The sequence below is a fragment of the Streptomyces sp. NBC_01264 genome (assembly GCF_026340675.1).
GTDB lineage: Bacteria > Actinomycetota > Actinomycetes > Streptomycetales > Streptomycetaceae > Streptomyces.
The window spans coordinates 2052439-2068858 of sequence record NZ_JAPEOX010000002.1; the positions used below are offsets into that span (position 1 = coordinate 2052439).

The window sequence follows — 16420 nt, forward strand, 5'->3', positions numbered from 1 at the left end:
TCCCGTTTCCCGCTCTTCCCAGAGCCGTCAGTTCGACAGACGGGCCAGGATGGCCGGCCCCAGGTCCGTGACGTCGCCCGCACCCATGGTGAGAACGAGATCGCCGGGCTTGGCCATTCCCGCGATGACGTCAGCGACGGCTTCCTTGGAGTGCTCGGGAGTGACGTCGGCGCCGGCGGCGCGCGCGGCGTCGATGATGATCTCGCTGGTGATCCCCGGGATCGGGTCCTCGCGGGCCGGGTAGATGTCGAGGACGACCGAGGCGTCGGCGAGGGCGAGGGCCTGGCCCATCTCCTTGCCGAGCTCCTGGGTGCGGGAGAAGAGGTGGGGCTGGAAGACGACCAGGATGCGGGAGTCCCCGGCGGCGCCGCGGATGGCCTCCAGGTCGGCGGTCATCTCGGTGGGGTGGTGCGCGTAGGAGTCGATGACCTGGACCCCGGCGGCCTCGCCCTTGAGCTGGAGGCGGCGCTTGACCCCGGTGTACTTGCCGAGGGCGGAGGCCAGGTTGTGCGCCGGGATGCCGAGCGCGACGCCGGCGGCGAGGGCCGCGACGGCGTTGTGCGCGTAGTGGCGGCCGGGCACCGAGACGGTGAAGGTGAGCATCCGGCCGTCGATGACGACGGTGACCTCGCTGGTCAGCCCGCGCGGGGTGATCTTGGTGATCCGGACGTCGGCCTCGGGCTCCTCGCCGTACGTGACGACCGTCAGGTCGGGATTGCCGCCGACCCGGCCGGCGATCTCGGCCGCGCCCGCCTGGCCGTGCGCGATGACCAGCGTGCCACCGGCCGGGATCTTGCCGACGAAGGTCTCGAAGGACGCGTAGATCTCTTCCATCGACGCGTAGTTCGCGTGGTGGTCGAGTTCGGCGTTGAGGATGATCGCGACCTGCGGCGTGTACGTGTGGAAGCTGCGGTCGCTCTCGTCGGCCTCGGCCACGAAGATGTCGCCCTCGCCGTGGTGGGCGTTGGAGCCGGGGGCGTCCAGGTCGCCGCCGATGGCGTACGAGGGGTCCTGGCCCAGCGCCGAGAGGGAGACGGCCAGCATCGAGGTGGTGGTGGTCTTGCCGTGGGTACCGGCGACGGCGATCGGCCGCAGGCCGTCCATCAGGCCGGCGAGTGCGTCGGAGCGGTGCACGACGGGGATGCCGAGCTCGGCGGCGCGGGCCAGCTCCGGGTTGTCGGCGCGGATGGCGCTGGAGACGACCACGCAGGTGGCGTCGTCGGCGAGGTGACCGGCGGCGTGCCCGATGTGCACCGTGGCGCCGTGGGCGCGCAGCGCCTGGGCGGTCTCGGAGTCACGGGCGTCGCTGCCGGCCACCTTGGCGCCGCGCTGGGCCAGGATCTTCGCGATGCCGGACATGCCGGCGCCGCCGATGCCGATGAAGTGGGGCCGTTCCATGGCGGTCGGCAGGCCGGGCTTCATGCAGGTAGCTCCAGGATCGAGTGCGTACGTACGGCAGCCGGGTGCGCTCACTACGGGGATGTGCGGTCCGGCCGCCTCCACCCTATTCCTTGTGGGCGAAGAGCTTGAGCACCGGAACGCCGACCTTGTGGCGCGCCCGCGAGGCCCAGTCCCGGTGGAAGAACTCCTCGACGTAGTGCGGGGCGGTCAGCACGATCACCTCGTCGGCGCCGGTCTCGTCCACCACCGCCTTCAGCTTGTCGAGCGGGTGGTCGTCGACGATCTGCCCGACCGCCTTCGCGCCCTTGGCCCGCAGCGACGCGAGGGAATGCTCGAGCGCCAGTTCGGCCGGGCCGCGGGCGGCCGCGCCCTCGGGCTCGTCGCCCTCGTGAATGGCCTCGGGAAGCTCACCGAGCGCTACGTCGTCGATGGCGCGCAGCAGCCGGTCCCGGTCGCCGCGGGGCTGCATGAGGACGATGAAGGAGACCTGCTCGTCTCCGTGGAGGGTGGTGACGAAGTCCACGTCGACGGGGGTCAGCGGCTGCTCGATCATCAATACGCTCGTGAACACGGACGCCCTCTCCTTCGTGGGCCGAGACCGGCCGGCCGGCCCCTGCGGAAACCATCCTGCCCCGCTGTCGCACGGGGCCTGTGCGGTTATACCTGCCCACTACTGTGCCCAGCGGAAGCTAAGCGGAACGACAAATTCCGCCTCTCTTCAGATCCGACGGTAACGCGTGAAGAGAAACCCGGCCTCTTCCAGCAGGCAGGCCGGTACGAGCCGGTGCGGAACCGTGACGGAGGGGCCGCCGGAGATCCGCTGGGCGTCACCCGCCGTGAGCACCGGCGAGATCGTCAGGCACAGTTCGTCCAGCGCGTCCGCGGCCACGAACTGGCCCAGCAGCCGGGGCCCGCCCTCGGTGAGCTGGCGGCGCAGACCCCGGTCCGCGAGTTCCCGTACGGCACGTAGCGGGTCCACGCCCGCCCCGTCGCCGGCCACCACGACCTGCGCCCCGGCCTTGACAGCCTGAGCGACCCGGTCGGCGGGGGCGGCGGCGCCCGTGAGGACGAGGGTGGGCACCAGCGGGGAGGAGAACAGCGGCAGCGAGAAGTCCAGGTCCAGGCTCGCGGAGACCACGGCGATGGCGGCGGCGGGCCGCTGGCCGGCCGCCTCGCGGCGGGCAGCGAAGGCCTCCCGGGCCCGCGCGGGCCGGTAGCCCTCCTGGCGAACCGTTTCCGCGCCGACGACGATCACATCGGCCAGGGCCCGCAGGGTGCCGAAGATCCGCATGTCCGTCTCGCCGGAGATCGGCTGCGAACGCCCGTCGTGCTGGGCCGCGCCGTCCAGAGTGGAGACCATGTTGGCCCGCAGCCAGTGGCCGCGGCCGTCCGGGCCGAGCTCCGGGTACTCGTACGCCTCGGCGAGCTCGTCCAGCGACCACTCACGGTCGGTCGGGTCCGCTGATGTCTGATCGGTCACAGGGAACAGGCGTCGCATCGGTGCAGTGTGCCACGCCCCGTAGAGTTAAGAGCTGTGTCAACATCTCTCTCGCCCTCAGCGTCAGCCTCCGGGCGGCCCCCGATAGCCGACGCGGGACCGCAGTCCCTGTGCGCCCGCGAGCCGCGGGTGCCCGCCGAACGGCTCGTGGCCGAGATGGTGCCGCCCCCGCGCTTCGACGCGGTGCGCTTCGACACCTACGACCCCGACCCGGCCCAGCCCAGCCAGTCCGAGGCCGTCACCGTCCTCGCGGACTTCGCCGCGGGCCTCGGCGGGGCGCACGCGAGCGGCTCGGGCAAGAAGCGCTGGTTCTCGAGGACCCCGAAGAGCACAGTCCCCACCGGCCCGCGCGGGGTCTACCTCGACGGCGGCTACGGCGTCGGCAAGACCCACCTGCTCGCCTCCCTCTGGCACGCCACCCCGGCCGAGCCTGCGCTCAAGGCCTTCGGCACCTTCGTGGAGCTGACCAACCTCGTCGGCGCGCTCGGCTTCCAGCAGACCGTGCAGACCCTCGGCGGGCACCGCCTGCTGTGCATCGACGAGTTCGAGCTCGACGACCCGGGCGACACCGTCCTCGTCTCCTCCCTGCTCAGCCGCCTGGTCGAGCAGGGCGTGGCGCTGGCCGCCACCTCCAACACCCTGCCCGGCAAGCTCGGCGAGGGCCGCTTCGCCGCCGCCGACTTCCTGCGGGAGATCCAGGGGCTCTCCGCGCACTTCCGCCCGCTGCGCATCGACGGCCAGGACTACCGCCACCGCGGCCTGCCCGAGGCTCCCGCGCCGTTCTCCGACGAGCAGGTGACCAAGGCCGCGTACGCCACCGAGGGTGCGAGCCTCGACGACTTCCCCGGGCTGCTGGAGCACCTGGCGCGGGTCCACCCCAGCCGGTACGGGGCCCTGACCGATGGCATAGCGGCCGTCTGCCTCACCGATGTCGGCCCGGTCCCGGACCAGTCGACGGCGCTGCGGCTGGTGGTCCTGGCCGACCGGCTGTACGACCGGGAGGTCCCGGTCCTGGCGGCGGGCGTTCCCTTCGACCGGCTGTTCAGTGACGAGATGCTGAACGGCGGCTACCGCAAGAAGTACTTCCGCGCCATCTCGCGGCTCACCGCGCTGGCACGCGACGCGAAGCCCCTGGTGTCCCAGTAGGTTTGGGGACGCCGGGCCGCTCCGCGCGGGCCGGCCGTTTCCACTTCTGCGAAGGGATCCACCATGGCCACCACGCGTACCGCCCACACCAACTGGGAGGGCAACCTCCTCAAGGGTTCCGGCGTCGTCTCCCTCGACTCCTCGGGCCAGGGCTCGTTCGACGTCTCCTGGCCCTCGCGCGCCGAGGCCGCGAACGGCAAGACCAGCCCGGAAGAGCTGATCGCCGCCGCGCACTCCAGCTGCTACTCGATGGCCCTCTCGCACGGCCTCGACGGTGCCGGTACCCCGCCCACCCGGGTAGAGACCAAGGCCGACGTGACGTTCCAGCCGGGCGAGGGCATCACCGGCATCCACCTGACCGTGGTCGCCGAGGTGCCGGGTCTCGATGCCGAGGGCTTCGCGGCGGCCGCCGAGGACGCCAAGAAGAACTGCCCGGTCAGCCAGGCCCTGACGGGTACGACCATCACCCTCACCGCGACGCTGGCCTAGCCCCGTGCTCCCCCCGGGCGGACCGATGGGTCCCGCCCGGGCGGACCCCGGCCCGCGCGGCGCGGCGAGGACGGCGGGGCGGCGTGGTACGACGGGCCGGTCGAAGACCCCTCCCCGCCCCCGGAGTTACCGATGAACCTCAGCCGACGCAGCCTGCTGGCGGCCGCCTCCGTCTCCTTCGCCGGATCGCTCGGCGTGCTGTTCGCCGGAGCGGGAGCCGGAGCCGGAGCGGGCCCGCGCAGCAAGGGCGCGGGTACGGGTACCGGCACGGCCGCCCCCGTCTCCGGCCGCGGTTACGGCCCGCTCGTGGCCGACCCCGCCGGGCTGCTCGATTTGCCCGCCGGATTCACGTACCGCGTCCTGTCGCGCGCCGGCGACCCACTGCGCTCGGGCGAGGGCACCGTCCCCGGCAACTTCGACGGCATGGCCGCCTTCGACGCCGGGCAGGGCCGCGTCCGGCTCGTGCGCAACCACGAGAACCGCACCACCGCCGCCCTGCGGGTCCCTCCCGTCGAGGGGCTCACCTACGACCCGTACGCCCTCGGCGGCTGCACCCTCCTCGACCTGGACCCGGCCGGCCGGGTCACCTCCGAGCGCGTCGCCCTGGCCGGCACCGCCGTCAACTGCGCGGGCGGCCGTACTCCCTGGAACACCTGGCTGTCCTGCGAGGAGACCGAGGACCGGGCCGGCACCGCCGGCTACACCCGAGACCACGGCTACGTCTTCGAGGTCGACCCCGCCGACCCCCGCCGCTCCGGCGCCGTCCCGCTCACCGCGATGGGCCGCTTCGCGCACGAGGCCGTCGCCGTGGACCCGTACCGCGGTGTGGTCTACGAGACGGAGGACGCCTTCATCGAACCCTTCGGGCTGTTCTACCGGTTCCTGCCCGCCCGCCCCCTCGGCGGACTCGGCTCCCTGCGCGCGGGCGGCGAGCTGGAGGCCCTGCGGGTCCCCGGACTGGCGAACCTGGCGGTGGTGGACGAGCCCGGGGCCGAGTTCCCGGTGGAGTGGGTGCCCGTCCCGGACCCGTCCGCGTCCGGGACCCCGATCCGGCTCCAGGACTTCGGCCCGGGCGGGATCACCCACGCCCAGAAGCTGGAGGGCTGCTACTGGGGCGACGGCGGCGTCCACTTCGTCTCCAGCTACTCCCGCACCGGCGAGGGCGCCCCCGCCGACCACCACGGCCAGGTGTGGTTCTACGATCCGCGGCGCGCGCGGCTCCGGCTGGACGTGGTCTTCGGCCCGGCCGCCGACGTCCAGCTGCCCGGCGACTCCCCCGACAACATCTGCCTGGCCCCCGACGGCGGACTGATGGTGTGCGAGGACGGCGGCGGCGCGCAGTACGTCTTCGGCGTGACCCCCGGCGGCGAGGTCTACCCGATGGCCCACAACGCCGACGACATCGGGAAGCCGGGGGCGCCGGAGTGGGGCGAGTTCGCCGGGGTCACCTTCTCCCCGGACGCCCGGACCATGTACGTGAACGCGTACACGCCCGGGACCACCTTCGCGGTGACGGGTCCCTGGCGCTGAGCCGTCACACCTGTTACCGCCCCTGCTGCCCGCACTGCCTTACGGCCCGACCGCACCGCCTTCCGGCCCGCCCGGCCTGGCCTTTCGTCACGTCGCGGTCCACCGCGTTGTGGAGGAGGATCGTATGGAGTCGACGGATCGAGGTAGTAGCGGTGGCCAAGAAGGACAGCAAGTCCACCAAGGGCGCCAAGGGCGAGAAGGCGAAGCCCGGGGCATCGGCCAAGGCGGAGAAGGTGGAGAAGGCGGCCAAGGCTGAGAAGGCGGGCAAGGCGGACAGGCCGGCCAAGGCGAAGCCCGAGGCCGAGGCGACGGCCAGGGCCGCCAAGGGCGCCGGCTCCGAGAAGCCCGCCAAGGCGCCGAAGGTCCGCAAGACCCCCCAGGCCACCGCCGAGAAGGCCGCGGAACCGGCCCCGGCCGCCAAGGGCGAGAAGGCCGAGCCCGCAGCCGGCGGCGGGAAGCCCAAGTCCAAGCCCCTCTCCCTGCGCGAGCTGCTCCGCATCTCCGCCGAGAACGGCAAAGGCTCCAAGGGCGCCGCCCGCAAGTCCGCGGGCCACGGCCTCGGGTACGAGTACGGGTACGACACCCCCCTGAGCCCCCTGCTCCGCGTCCCCACCGGCGAGCGCGTCGACCTCGGGTCCTTCCACCCCGGAGGGACCCCGGCCGGTCCCACCGACAAGGCCGCCGGCGTGGCGGCCACCGCCCAGATGGGTGAACGGCTCGCCTCCCTCCAGGAACGGCTCTACGCGGCCAGCACCGCGGGCGACCGCCGCCGGGTCCTGCTCGTGCTCCAGGGCATGGACACCAGCGGCAAGGGCGGCACCGTCAAGCACGTGATCGGCCTGTTCAACCCCTCGGGCTGCCGGATCAAGGCCTTCAAGGCCCCCACGCCGGAGGAGCAGAACCACCCCTTCCTCTGGCGCGTCATGAAGGCGCTCCCCCAGCCGGGCGAGATCGGCATCTTCGACCGTTCGCACTACGAGGACGTCCTCATCGCCCGCGTCCGCGACCTGGTGCCGCGCAGTCAGCTGGGCCGCCGCTACGCGCAGATCAACCGGTTCGAGAAGTCCCTCGCCGGCGACGGCGTCACCGTGGTGAAGGTCTTCCTCCACATCGGCTACGAGGAGCAGCGCAAGCGGCTCGTGGAGCGGCTCGACAACCCGGACAAGCACTGGAAGTTCAACGTGGGCGACATCGAGGAGCGCTCGGTGTGGCCCGCGTACCAGCAGGCGTACGAGCTGGCCCTGGAGCGCTGCTCCACGGACGCCGCGCCCTGGTACGTCGTCCCCTCGGACCGGAAGTGGTACCGCAACTGGGCGATCAGCAAACTGCTGCTGGAGCATCTGGAGGGCATCGCTCCGCAGTACCCGAAGGGTGACTTCGACGTGGAGGAGTGCCGCACCCGTCTGCTTGCCACATAGTCATATATTTTGCGCATGTGACCATCTCAGTGCGCAGGACGGCTGCCGTCGCGGCCGTAGCAGCTCTCAGTGCCGCCCTCGCCGCGTGCGGGGGCGGCGCCGCTACCCCGGGCGCCGGCGGCCAGGCCCGGATGGGAGTCTCCGCGGCCCCCTCCGCCCCGGCCTCCGCCTCCCCTTCCACCGCGGGCTCCGCCGCCCCGCCGGCGAGCCCCCGGAGCAGTCCGCCGGCTTCCCCGCAGGCCGGCGCCCCCGACAAGGTGCCGACCATGGCTCCTGGTCCGGGCGGTCTGACCCCCGTCTTCGACCGCGCGAAGCAGCGGACCGACAAGACGGTCGCGCTGACCTTCGACGCCGACATGACCTCCGACCAGGGGCCGCGCGCGGCGGGCGGGGAACACTTCGACAACCCGCAGCTGATCTCCACGCTGCGCAGCCTCAAGGTGCCCTCGACGGTCTTCATGACGGGCCGCTGGGCCGAGGAGTACCCGGACCAGGCGAAGTCCATCGGCACGGACCCGAACTTCGAGATCGCGAACCACTCGTACAGCCACCACGCCTTCAAGTCCCCGTGCTACGGGCTCCCCACCCTCGACGAGGCCGCCGCCCGCGCCGACGTGGACCGGGCCTTCGAGGCCTTCCGCAAGGCGGGCGCGGTCAACACCGTCCCGTACTTCCGCTTCCCCGGCGGCTGCTACGACGACCAGGCGCTGCGGGCGATCTCCACGGCCAAGGTCACGGCCGTCCAGTGGGACGTGGTCAGCGGGGACGCGTTCGCGAAGGATCCCGACGCGGTGGCCGAACAGGTCCTGGCCGGGGTGAAGCCCGGCTCGGTCGTGGTCATGCACTGCACGCGCAGCGCCGCCCCGGTCACCGAGGAGGCCATCCGCACGATCGTCCCGGAGCTGCGCAAGCGCGGCTACCGCTTCGTCAAGGTCTCCGACCTCATCGGGAAGTAGCCCGCGGCCCCCTGCTCCGGCCTCAGCCGGAGCAGGCCGTGCGCTGCGCGTCCTGCCATTCGCACACCGGGCACAGCACCACGCCCGGTGTCGCGACCCCGTACTCGGTGGGCTTCCCGCACTCCACGCAGTCGGCGTAGGGCGGCCCGGGCACCCGCCCGGCGGGGGCCGCGGGGGCGGGACAGTACGAAGGGTCGGAGGTATCGGGCGCGTGCTGCTCCGTCTGGTCCATGCGTACGAGCCTACCCAGCTCACCGTGCGTGCGGTCAGTGGGCGGCGGCCGACTCGGTGGCCTCGCTCGGGCGGACGATGACGAACCCCTCGCCGCTGAGCTTCAGCTGGACGGCCTCGCCGGAGCCGCCGCGGATCATCGAGCCGACGGACTGGGAACGGTGCAGCGCCGTCTCCAGGCGGGCGCTCCAGCCGACCACCGCGTCGGTGTCCACGTAGACCGGGCTCTGCGGGGTGACCGGGATGACGATCGGGTTCCCGTCGCAGACAACGGCGAGCTTTCCGGTGCCGGTGAAGAGGCTGTTGAAGAGGCCGCCGCCGGTCATGCCGGCGCCCTTGAGCATCTTTATCTCGTAGCCGAGGGTCGGGTCGAAGCACAGGACGTTGCGGCCGTTGACGGTGAGCGCGTCGCCGGGCTCGAACTCGATGATGAAGCAGTGGCCTGCCCGGTGCGCGAACCAGGCCTCGCCCTGCCCGCGTACGGACATCAGCGCGAGCCCCTCGCCCGTGACGGCGCGCTTGAGCATGCCGCCGATGCCCTGTCCCTTGCGCTCGAACTGCAGGTTCCCCCGGAAGGCGACCATCGAGCCCTGGCGGGCGAGCATCTCACCGTTGACGGCGTACTTCACTGACGTGGCGTTCTGCAGGGTCATACCGGGCACGGCGGACGCCTCGGCCTGGTTCCCGGACGCGAAAAGGTCGCTCTTCATGCCGTCGATCCTCGCCCGCCGCGGGCCCCTCGGGCATCAGCCTGGAGGCGGAGGCTGGCATCCTTGGCCGGATGAGCACCGAGGACACGCGCCACAGCACCCTTGTACCCGCAGTACCCGCAGTCGGGTCCGACAGCCCCTTCCGGCAGGAGCGGATCGCCCGCGACGACGCACCGCAGTACGTCCTCCCGCTGGTCGTGCGGATCGAGAAGACGGAGCCGCCGGCCCGGACCGACGCCCTGGAGACGGCCGCCCGCGCGGTGCTCGTCCTGCTCACCGACGAGCGGTCGGCCGGCGAGGGCGAGTGGGCGGCGGCGGTCCGGGACTGGCAGGACGCGCGGATCCGCAAGGTGGTGCGCAGGGCGCGCGGGGCGGAGTGGCGCAAGGCCGGGACCCTGCCGGGCCTCACGGTGCACGGCGCGGACTCGGAGGTACGGGTCTTCCCGCCGATCCCGCTCGACGGCTGGCCCAAGGAGCTGGCCAAGCTCCAGGTGTCGGGCACCGACCTGGACGACCCGGAGCCGGTCGCCCCGGCGGAGGCCGGGCTGCCGGTCCTCTGGCTCAACCCGGACCTGGACATGTCGGCCGGCAAGGCCATGGCCCAGGCCGGGCACGCGGCGCAGCTCGCGTGGTGGGAACTGACCGGCCCGGAGCGGACCGCGTGGCGGGAGTCCGGCTTCCGGCTGGCCGTACGGACGGCCGCGCGCGAGCGGTGGACGGAGCTGTCCGGGAGCGGGCTGCCGGTGGTCCGGGACGCGGGGTTCACGGAGATCGCCCCCGGCTCGTGCACGGTGGTCGCGGACCATCCGGCGCTGCGGGCGCGGCTGTAGCGCGGCCGGGGCGCGGGGCCGTGGCACCGGGTCGGGGGCCGTGGCACCGGGTCGGGGCACCGGGTCGCGCGGCCCGTCCGTTCCGGCATCCGGGACGTCGTCCGGGCCGGGAACCTCAAATGTTGCTCTGAACGTCCCCCTGGTCGGATTGGCGCCGCTCCGTCGGGGCCATGACATCGGCACACGGACCGATGAGAGGGGGCGAGGGGACATGAAGCCCATGGCACACCTGGGGGTGGGCATCGGCTGGCGGCCGGAGATCGCGGCGGCGGTGGAAGGCCTGCCGGGTCTGGACTGGGTCGAGGTCGTGGCGGAGAACATCTGCCCCGGCCACCTGCCGGAGTCCCTGCTGCGGCTGCTCGAACGCGGGGTCCGCGTGGTGCCGCACGGAGTCTCGCTGGGCATCGGCGGCGCCGACCGCCCGGACCCGGCGAAGCTGGCCGCGCTCGGGGAGCGGGCGGTGGCGCTGGGGGCTCCGCTGGTCACCGAGCACATCGCCTTCGTACGGACCTCCTCGGTGGCGCCGGGACCGGTGCTCGAAGCCGGGCACCTGCTGCCCGTGGCACGGACCCGGGACGCGCTGGACGTGCTCTGCGAGAACGTGCGGATCGCGCAGGACGCGCTGCCGGTGCCGCTCGCGCTGGAGAACATCGCGGCGCTGGTGTCGTGGCCCGGGGAGGAGCTCACCGAGGCGCAGTTCCTGACCGAGCTCGTGGAGCGGACCGGGGTGCGGCTGCTGATCGACGTGGCCAACCTGCACACCAACCGGGTCAACCGGGGGGAGGACCCGGTCGCCGTGCTGGACGGGATCCCGCTGGAGGCGCTGGCGTACGTGCACGTTGCCGGGGGTGTGGAGCGGGGTGGGGTGTGGCACGACACGCATGCGCATCCCGTGCCGGGTGTGGTGCTGGATGTGCTGGCGGAGCTCCGCTCCCGGGTGGACCCGCCGGGTGTGCTGCTGGAGCGGGACGACGACTTTCCGCCGGAGGCGGAGCTGGCGGGTGAGCTGGCCGCGATCCGCGGGGTGCTGGGCGGCCCTGCGGGGGCTGTCCCCTACCCTCCCTTCCACCGTTCCCCGGGCTCCGCCCGGACCCGCGCCTCAAACGCCGGCGAGGCTGGATCGGGCTCCGACCCGGCCCCGGACGCCGACGGAGCCGGGAGCGGAGTCGGGCTCGACTCCGCGCGGACGCGGGTCGGGATCGGGCAGGCCGCGCTGTTGTCGGCGCTGGTTGCCGGGACTCCCGTGCCCGAGGGGTTCGACCGGCAGCGGGTGCGCGTGCAAGCGCGGGCGCTCGCGGCCAAGCGGGCCGGGATCGTGGCCGGGGTGGCGCCCGAGCTGACCGGGATCCTGGGCGGGGAGGACGCGTACCGGGAGGCCTTCCTCGGGTACGCCCGGCACCGGCCCATGACCGGCGGGTACCGGCGCGACGCGATGGACTTCGCCGAGCACCTGCTCGTCCGGGACCTGCCCGCCGACCCCGCCGCGCGGCGCCGGCTCACGCTCTGGTGGCGGGACCGGGCCGGGGCACGGCCACCGGGCCGGGCCGTCCGCTGGGCCCGCGCCCTCGTGGGGAGGGCGGCGTGAACTTCTTCGACTTCCTCGCCGTGGCCGTCTGGATCGGTGTCATCGCCTCCAGCGTCCAGCTCCTGCGCGGCCTGCGGCGGTCGCGGCCGGCCACCCTCGGCCCCGCCCCGCGCCTGCACGACCTGTCCGAGGCCGCGTTCATGGCCGGCGGGCCCGGCGCGGTGGTGGACGCCGCGCTCGTCTCGCTGCTCTGCGACGGCCGGATGCTCGTCGGCGGGCCCGGCATCGTCCAGGTCCGGCCCGGCGTGCGGGGCGGCGACCCCGCGCAGCGGGCCGTGCTCCAGGCCTGCCAGGGCGCCCCGTCCGGATGGCTCTACCAGATCCGCTACGCCGCCATGCGGGACCCGGCCGTACAGGAGACCGGCGACGCGCTGGCCGCCCGCGGGCTGATCGCGACGCCGGGCGGCCGCCACCGCTGGCTGCGCCACGGGGTGGTGCAGGCCGTGGTGTGCGGGGTGCTGCTGGTGCTCTCGCTGCCGCTGTCCTTCGTCGCCTTCGCGCTGCAGGACGGGCCCGTGAGCTTCCCCGTGCCGTTCATCGTGGAGGTGCTGCCCGTGCTGCTGGGCGGAATCGTCGTCGGCACCGTCGGGGCCTCCCGCGCCCGGCAGCGGATCACCCCGGCCGGGGCCGAGGCGCTGCGCGCCATCCGCGCGTACTACGGGGCCGACCAGAGCCCGTACGTCCAGACCTCGCTGTTCGGGCTGCGGGGCCTGCGGGACCCGTACCTGCGCGAGCAGCTGGTGCCGGCGGCCCGCGGGACCCGGCTGGCGGCGGCCCAGTCCCGTACCCGCTCCGGCGGTTCGGGATCCGACTGGGAATCGGGTGCCGCGGTGCTCCCCGTCGTCTGGTGCGCGGGCTCCGACGGCGGCGGATCCGGCGGGTCGAGCTGCGGGTCCTCCGGTGGGAGCGGCTGCTCCTCGGGGTCGGGCTGCGGGTCCTCCGGGAGCGGTTGCGGGGGCGGCGGATCCAGCGGGTCCAGCTGTTCCGGCGGCTCCGGCGGGTCGAGTTGTTCCAGCGGCTCCAGCGGATCGAGTTGCAGCAGTTCGTCCGGTTCCAGCTGCGGCAGCAGTTCCTGACCGGCCATCACAGGCCCGTCACGAGCTGCTCACACCTCGGCACAGGGCTGTACCGGGCGTTCCACGTCTTGTAGAACTCGGTCATGTTCTGGGTCCTGTTCCTCCTCCTCGCCTGGGCAGGGCTGCTGTTCGCGTGCACCCGCCTCCTGAAGGCCGCCTCCGAACTGTCGGAGCCCCCGCAGGTCACCGGCGCGCACCACCACCACGACGAGCTGAACCTGTACGAGGCCGCCTACCTCGCCGGTGGCCCGGAGCGGGTGGCCGAGCTGACGCTGCTGTCGATGCAGCGCCAGCGGCGGCTGCTGCTCGCGCACACCGGCTGGGCGACCGTGGTCGACCCGGTGGGGCGCGATCCGCACGAGCGCTCGGTGCTCGGCGCCTTCGGGCCGGACGGTCAGGAGCCGGTGACCTCCGTACGGTCGGCCGTGGCGCGGGATCCGGCCGTACGGGCCCTCGCGGACCGGCTCGGAGAAGCCGGGCTCACGTCGCGGGACGGGGCCCGGCGGGAGATCCACTCGGGGGTCCGGTCGGTCCGGCAGGCCACCGTGCTGGTCCTCGCCATGGCGGTGGCGGCGCTGTGCGTGCCCGATCCGGGGACCACGACCACGATGATCCTGTGCTGGTTCGCGCTGCCGCTGATCCTCGCGCTGGGCTGCCTGGCCATAGCCCGCGTCGAGGGGCACGGGCAGTCCGGGTGGGCCTCCCCCGCCGGCCGGCGGCTCCTCGCGGAGCTGGGGCGGGAGCAGGGCGCGCCGGACTCGCTCACCGCGGTGGCCCTGCGGGGGCGGCGCGCGGTCACCGATCCGGAGGTGCGGGCGGCGCTCACCTACGGCAGGCGGGGGCGGATTCCGCGGCAACGGGGGCATTGAGCGCGACACCGGCCGGTGGTCCTGTACAGGAGGCCGCCCGCCGGATCTCATCGGGGGGTCCGATGAGATGAAAGGCCCGCCATGCGCATGCCCCGGGTGTCCGCCACGGTCGCGCTGGCCGCCCTCGCGCTGGCCGCTTCCCCGCCGATGACCTCCGGCGCCGAGGCCGCTCCCCCGGGCCCGCCCGGGGTGACGGCGGGCCCATCGGCTTCGGGCCCATCGCCCTCGGGCCCCGCCGGGGCCGCCCGGGTGGCCGCCGAGGCCGCCGGGGCCGAGCTCGTGGCCCGGCTGGCCGGGGCCGCCGCCGCGCGCGGGGGGCTGCCGGGCCCGGGCCGGGATCCGGCGCCGGACCGTCAGGGTTCCCGCGACGGCCTGGAGTTCGGGCCCTGCCCCGTCGCCGAGGGACTCGGGCCGGACGTGCGGTGCGGCACGCTCCGGGTCCCGGTCGACTACGCCCGGCCCTTCGGGGAGCAGACGCAGATCCTCGTCAGCCGGGTCGCCGCCTCCGGCGCGGGCGGGGCCGGGCGCCAGGGGGCGCTCGTCTACAACCCCGGCGGACCGGGCGGCAACGGCCTGTTCTTCCCTCTCGTCGCGGACCTGCCCGAGTGGCGCCGCGTCGGGGCCGCCTACGACCTCGTGGGCTACGCCCCGCGCGGGGTGGGCCGCTCGGGGCGCCCGCTGTCCTGCCAGGACCCGGCGCAGTACGGCCGCGCCCCGGCCGGGGCCGCCGGGGCCCAGCCGGACGCCGCCGCCAAGGAGTCCCGGATCGCCGCCGCGCGGGCCTACGCCCGTGGCTGCGCGGAGCGGGCCGGGGCCGCCCTCGGCTCGTACACGACCCTGAACAACGTCCGCGACCTGCACGTGCTGCGCGCCGCGCTCGGCGAGAGCCGGCTGACCTTCATGGGGGCCTCGTACGGCACCTACCTCGGTGCGGTCTACGCCACCCTCTACCCCGGCCACGTCCGCCGGATGGTCCTCGACTCGGCCGTCGACCCCGATCCGCGCAAGGTCTGGTACGGCAACAACCTCGCCCAGGCCCCCGCTTTCGAGCGCCGCTGGGCCGACTTCCGTGCCTGGGCGGCCCGCCACCACGCCGCGTACGGGCTGGGCTCCACCCCCGAGGCGGTGCAGGCGAGTTACGAGCGGGTCCGGGCCGCGCTGGCCCGCGAACCGGCGGGCGGGGTGGTCGGCACCGGGCAGCTGCACTCCGCGTACTTGCGGGCCGCGTACTACGACGAGGTCTGGCCGGGGCGCGCCGCGGCCCTGGCGGCGTTCCTGCGCGGTGATCCGCGCCCGCTCGTCTCGCTCGCCGCCCCGGACCCGGCGGCGGCCGTCGAGGGGGAGAACGCCACCGCCGTCTACACGGCGACCCTGTGCAACGACGCCCCGTGGCCCGCCGACTGGGAGACCTGGGACCGCGACAACACCGAACTGGCCCGTACGGCCCCCTTCGAGACCTGGGCCAACGCCTTCCTGAACCTGCCCTGCGCCTTCTGGCCGGTGCGCGAACGGCAGCGGCCGGTGGACGTAGGGTCACGGCCGGACGCTCCGCTCCCCCGCACGCTGATCGTCGCGGCCGAACGGGACGGCGCCACCCCGTACGGGGGCGCGCTGGAGCTCCAGCGGCGGCTCGGGCCGCGGGCCGGGCTGGTGACGGAGGAGGGGGCCGGCACCCACGGGGTGGTCGGCGGACGCAATGGCTGCGTGGATGCTCACGTGGAGCGGTACTTGCTGACAGGTGACACCTCGGGGTGGCGTGTCACGTGTGCGCCGCATCCGGAGCCCGCACCGGTGTCGCTGGACGACCGGGCAACGACTGCCCGGGGGCACCCCAGGGCACTGCTGCCGCCAGTCGTCTGAACTTCCGGGCGGGATCTCCGGCTGCGTCGATTCGGGGGCAGGGCCTCCCGATCCCCGGAGGACACAGGTCAGGTCCTCCGGTCCTTCCCCCCAGGGGAGGTCTCTAGGCGAGTCCGGCCACCAGATCGGCGACGGACTTGCGGCGCCCGGTGTAGAAGGGCACCTCTTCGCGGACGTGCATGCGGGCCTCGGAGGCGCGCAGGTGGCGCATGAGGTCGACGATGCGGTACAGCTCGTCGGCCTCGAAGGCCAGCAGCCATTCGTAGTCGCCGAGCGAGAAGGAGGCGACGGTGTTGGCACGCACGTCGGGGTAGCCGCGGGCCATCATGCCGTGGTCCTTGAGCATGCGGCGGCGGTCCTCGTCGGGCAGCAGGTACCAGTCGTAGCTGCGCACGAAGGGGTAGACGCTGACGTAGTCGCGCGGCGTCTCGTCGGCCAGGAAGGCCGGGATGTGGGACTTGTTGAACTCGGCCGGACGGTGCAGGGCCATGTTCGACCAGACCGGCTCCAGCGCGCGGCCCAGCTTGGTGCGGCGGAACAGGTTGTAGGCGGTCTGCAGCTCGTCGGAGGTCTCCGCGTGCCACCAGATCATGATGTCCGCGTCGGCGCGCAGGCCGGAGACGTCATAGGTGCCGCGGACGGTGATGTCCTTGGCGGCCAGCTGGTCGAACAGCTCCTGGACCTCGTCGGCGAAGCCGGCGCGGTTCTCGGGGAGCACGTCCTTCAGCTTGAAGACGGACCACAGGGTGTAGCGGATGACCTCGTTGAGGTCCTTCGCCTTCTTCCCCGCGTTGGGAATCTTCTCTGGTGCAGTCATGCGT

General features: G+C 73.6%; 16 protein-coding genes. 10 read left to right on the plus strand and 6 right to left on the minus strand.

Going from position 1 to position 16420, the window contains the following annotated elements; all coding sequences use genetic code 11:
* Window positions 1–27: 27 nt before the first annotated feature.
* From murC to OG435_RS42285, 3 genes are all read right to left on the minus strand, one after another.
* On the minus strand, window positions 28–1422 hold the full coding sequence (murC, locus tag OG435_RS42275; RefSeq protein ID WP_266885697.1) for a UDP-N-acetylmuramate--L-alanine ligase: 1395 nt from the start codon (window positions 1420–1422) through the stop codon (window positions 28–30).
* Window positions 1423–1504: 82 nt separating this feature from the next.
* Window positions 1505–1972, minus strand: a complete 468-nt coding sequence (locus OG435_RS42280) for an indole-3-glycerol phosphate synthase (RefSeq protein ID WP_266885699.1) — start codon at window positions 1970–1972, stop codon at window positions 1505–1507.
* A 147-nt stretch (window positions 1973–2119) separates the two neighbouring features.
* Window positions 2120–2899 carry a pyrimidine reductase family protein gene (locus OG435_RS42285; protein ID WP_266885701.1) on the minus strand — a complete coding sequence of 260 codons (780 nt, stop codon included), beginning with the start codon at window positions 2897–2899 and terminating at the stop codon, window positions 2120–2122.
* A 36-nt stretch (window positions 2900–2935) separates the two neighbouring features.
* Here OG435_RS42285 and zapE point away from each other — a divergent pair, with 36 nt between their 5' ends.
* From zapE to OG435_RS42310, 5 genes are all read left to right on the plus strand, one after another.
* Complete coding sequence (gene zapE, locus OG435_RS42290; protein WP_266885703.1) at window positions 2936–4045, plus strand: cell division protein ZapE; 1110 nt, start codon at window positions 2936–2938, stop codon at window positions 4043–4045.
* 63 nt (window positions 4046–4108) lie between these two features.
* Window positions 4109–4534, plus strand: coding sequence for an OsmC family peroxiredoxin (locus tag OG435_RS42295; RefSeq protein ID WP_266885705.1), 426 nt, complete (start codon window positions 4109–4111; stop codon window positions 4532–4534).
* Between the two features lie 132 nt (window positions 4535–4666).
* On the plus strand, window positions 4667–6064 hold the full coding sequence (locus tag OG435_RS42300) for an alkaline phosphatase PhoX (RefSeq protein ID WP_266885707.1): 1398 nt from the start codon (window positions 4667–4669) through the stop codon (window positions 6062–6064).
* A gap of 587 nt (window positions 6065–6651) precedes the next feature.
* Complete coding sequence (locus OG435_RS42305) at window positions 6652–7482, plus strand: PPK2 family polyphosphate kinase (protein ID WP_266886553.1); 831 nt, start codon at window positions 6652–6654, stop codon at window positions 7480–7482.
* A 17-nt stretch (window positions 7483–7499) separates the two neighbouring features.
* Entirely contained in the window at window positions 7500–8438 is a 939-nt protein-coding gene (locus OG435_RS42310; RefSeq protein ID WP_266885709.1) for a polysaccharide deacetylase family protein, read from the plus strand.
* A gap of 22 nt (window positions 8439–8460) precedes the next feature.
* Here the strand turns inward: OG435_RS42310 and OG435_RS42315 are convergent, their stop codons facing one another.
* Both OG435_RS42315 and OG435_RS42320 read right to left on the minus strand, forming a co-directional pair.
* Window positions 8461–8670 (minus strand): hypothetical protein, encoded by a 210-nt coding sequence (locus OG435_RS42315; RefSeq protein ID WP_266885711.1) that lies wholly within the window; start codon window positions 8668–8670, stop codon window positions 8461–8463.
* Between the two features lie 34 nt (window positions 8671–8704).
* Complete coding sequence (locus OG435_RS42320) at window positions 8705–9379, minus strand: AIM24 family protein (protein ID WP_266885713.1); 675 nt, start codon at window positions 9377–9379, stop codon at window positions 8705–8707.
* A gap of 71 nt (window positions 9380–9450) precedes the next feature.
* Here OG435_RS42320 and OG435_RS42325 point away from each other — a divergent pair, with 71 nt between their 5' ends.
* The 5 genes from OG435_RS42325 to OG435_RS42345 all read left to right on the plus strand — a co-directional run bounded on the left by OG435_RS42325 (window position 9451) and on the right by OG435_RS42345 (window position 15599).
* Window positions 9451–10209 carry an aminoacyl-tRNA hydrolase gene (locus OG435_RS42325; protein ID WP_266885715.1) on the plus strand — a complete coding sequence of 253 codons (759 nt, stop codon included), beginning with the start codon at window positions 9451–9453 and terminating at the stop codon, window positions 10207–10209.
* A gap of 211 nt (window positions 10210–10420) precedes the next feature.
* The gene (locus OG435_RS42330) at window positions 10421–11794 is read left to right on the plus strand and encodes a DUF692 domain-containing protein (protein WP_266885717.1); all 1374 of its coding nucleotides are present in this window, start codon (window positions 10421–10423) and stop codon (window positions 11792–11794) included.
* A complete protein-coding gene (locus OG435_RS42335) occupies window positions 11791–12870 on the plus strand; it encodes a TIGR04222 domain-containing membrane protein (protein WP_266885719.1) in 1080 nt (359 codons plus the stop codon). Before OG435_RS42330 ends, OG435_RS42335 begins: the two co-directional genes overlap by 4 nt.
* Window positions 12871–12953: 83 nt before the next feature.
* Complete coding sequence (locus OG435_RS42340; RefSeq protein ID WP_266885721.1) at window positions 12954–13739, plus strand: TIGR04222 domain-containing membrane protein; 786 nt, start codon at window positions 12954–12956, stop codon at window positions 13737–13739.
* 81 nt (window positions 13740–13820) lie between these two features.
* The gene (locus OG435_RS42345; RefSeq protein WP_266885723.1) at window positions 13821–15599 is read left to right on the plus strand and encodes an alpha/beta hydrolase; all 1779 of its coding nucleotides are present in this window, start codon (window positions 13821–13823) and stop codon (window positions 15597–15599) included.
* A gap of 103 nt (window positions 15600–15702) precedes the next feature.
* Here OG435_RS42345 and hemQ read toward each other — a convergent pair whose 3' ends face one another.
* On the minus strand, window positions 15703–16416 hold the full coding sequence (hemQ, locus tag OG435_RS42350; protein ID WP_243331434.1) for a hydrogen peroxide-dependent heme synthase: 714 nt from the start codon (window positions 16414–16416) through the stop codon (window positions 15703–15705).
* Window positions 16417–16420: the final 4 nt, after the last annotated feature.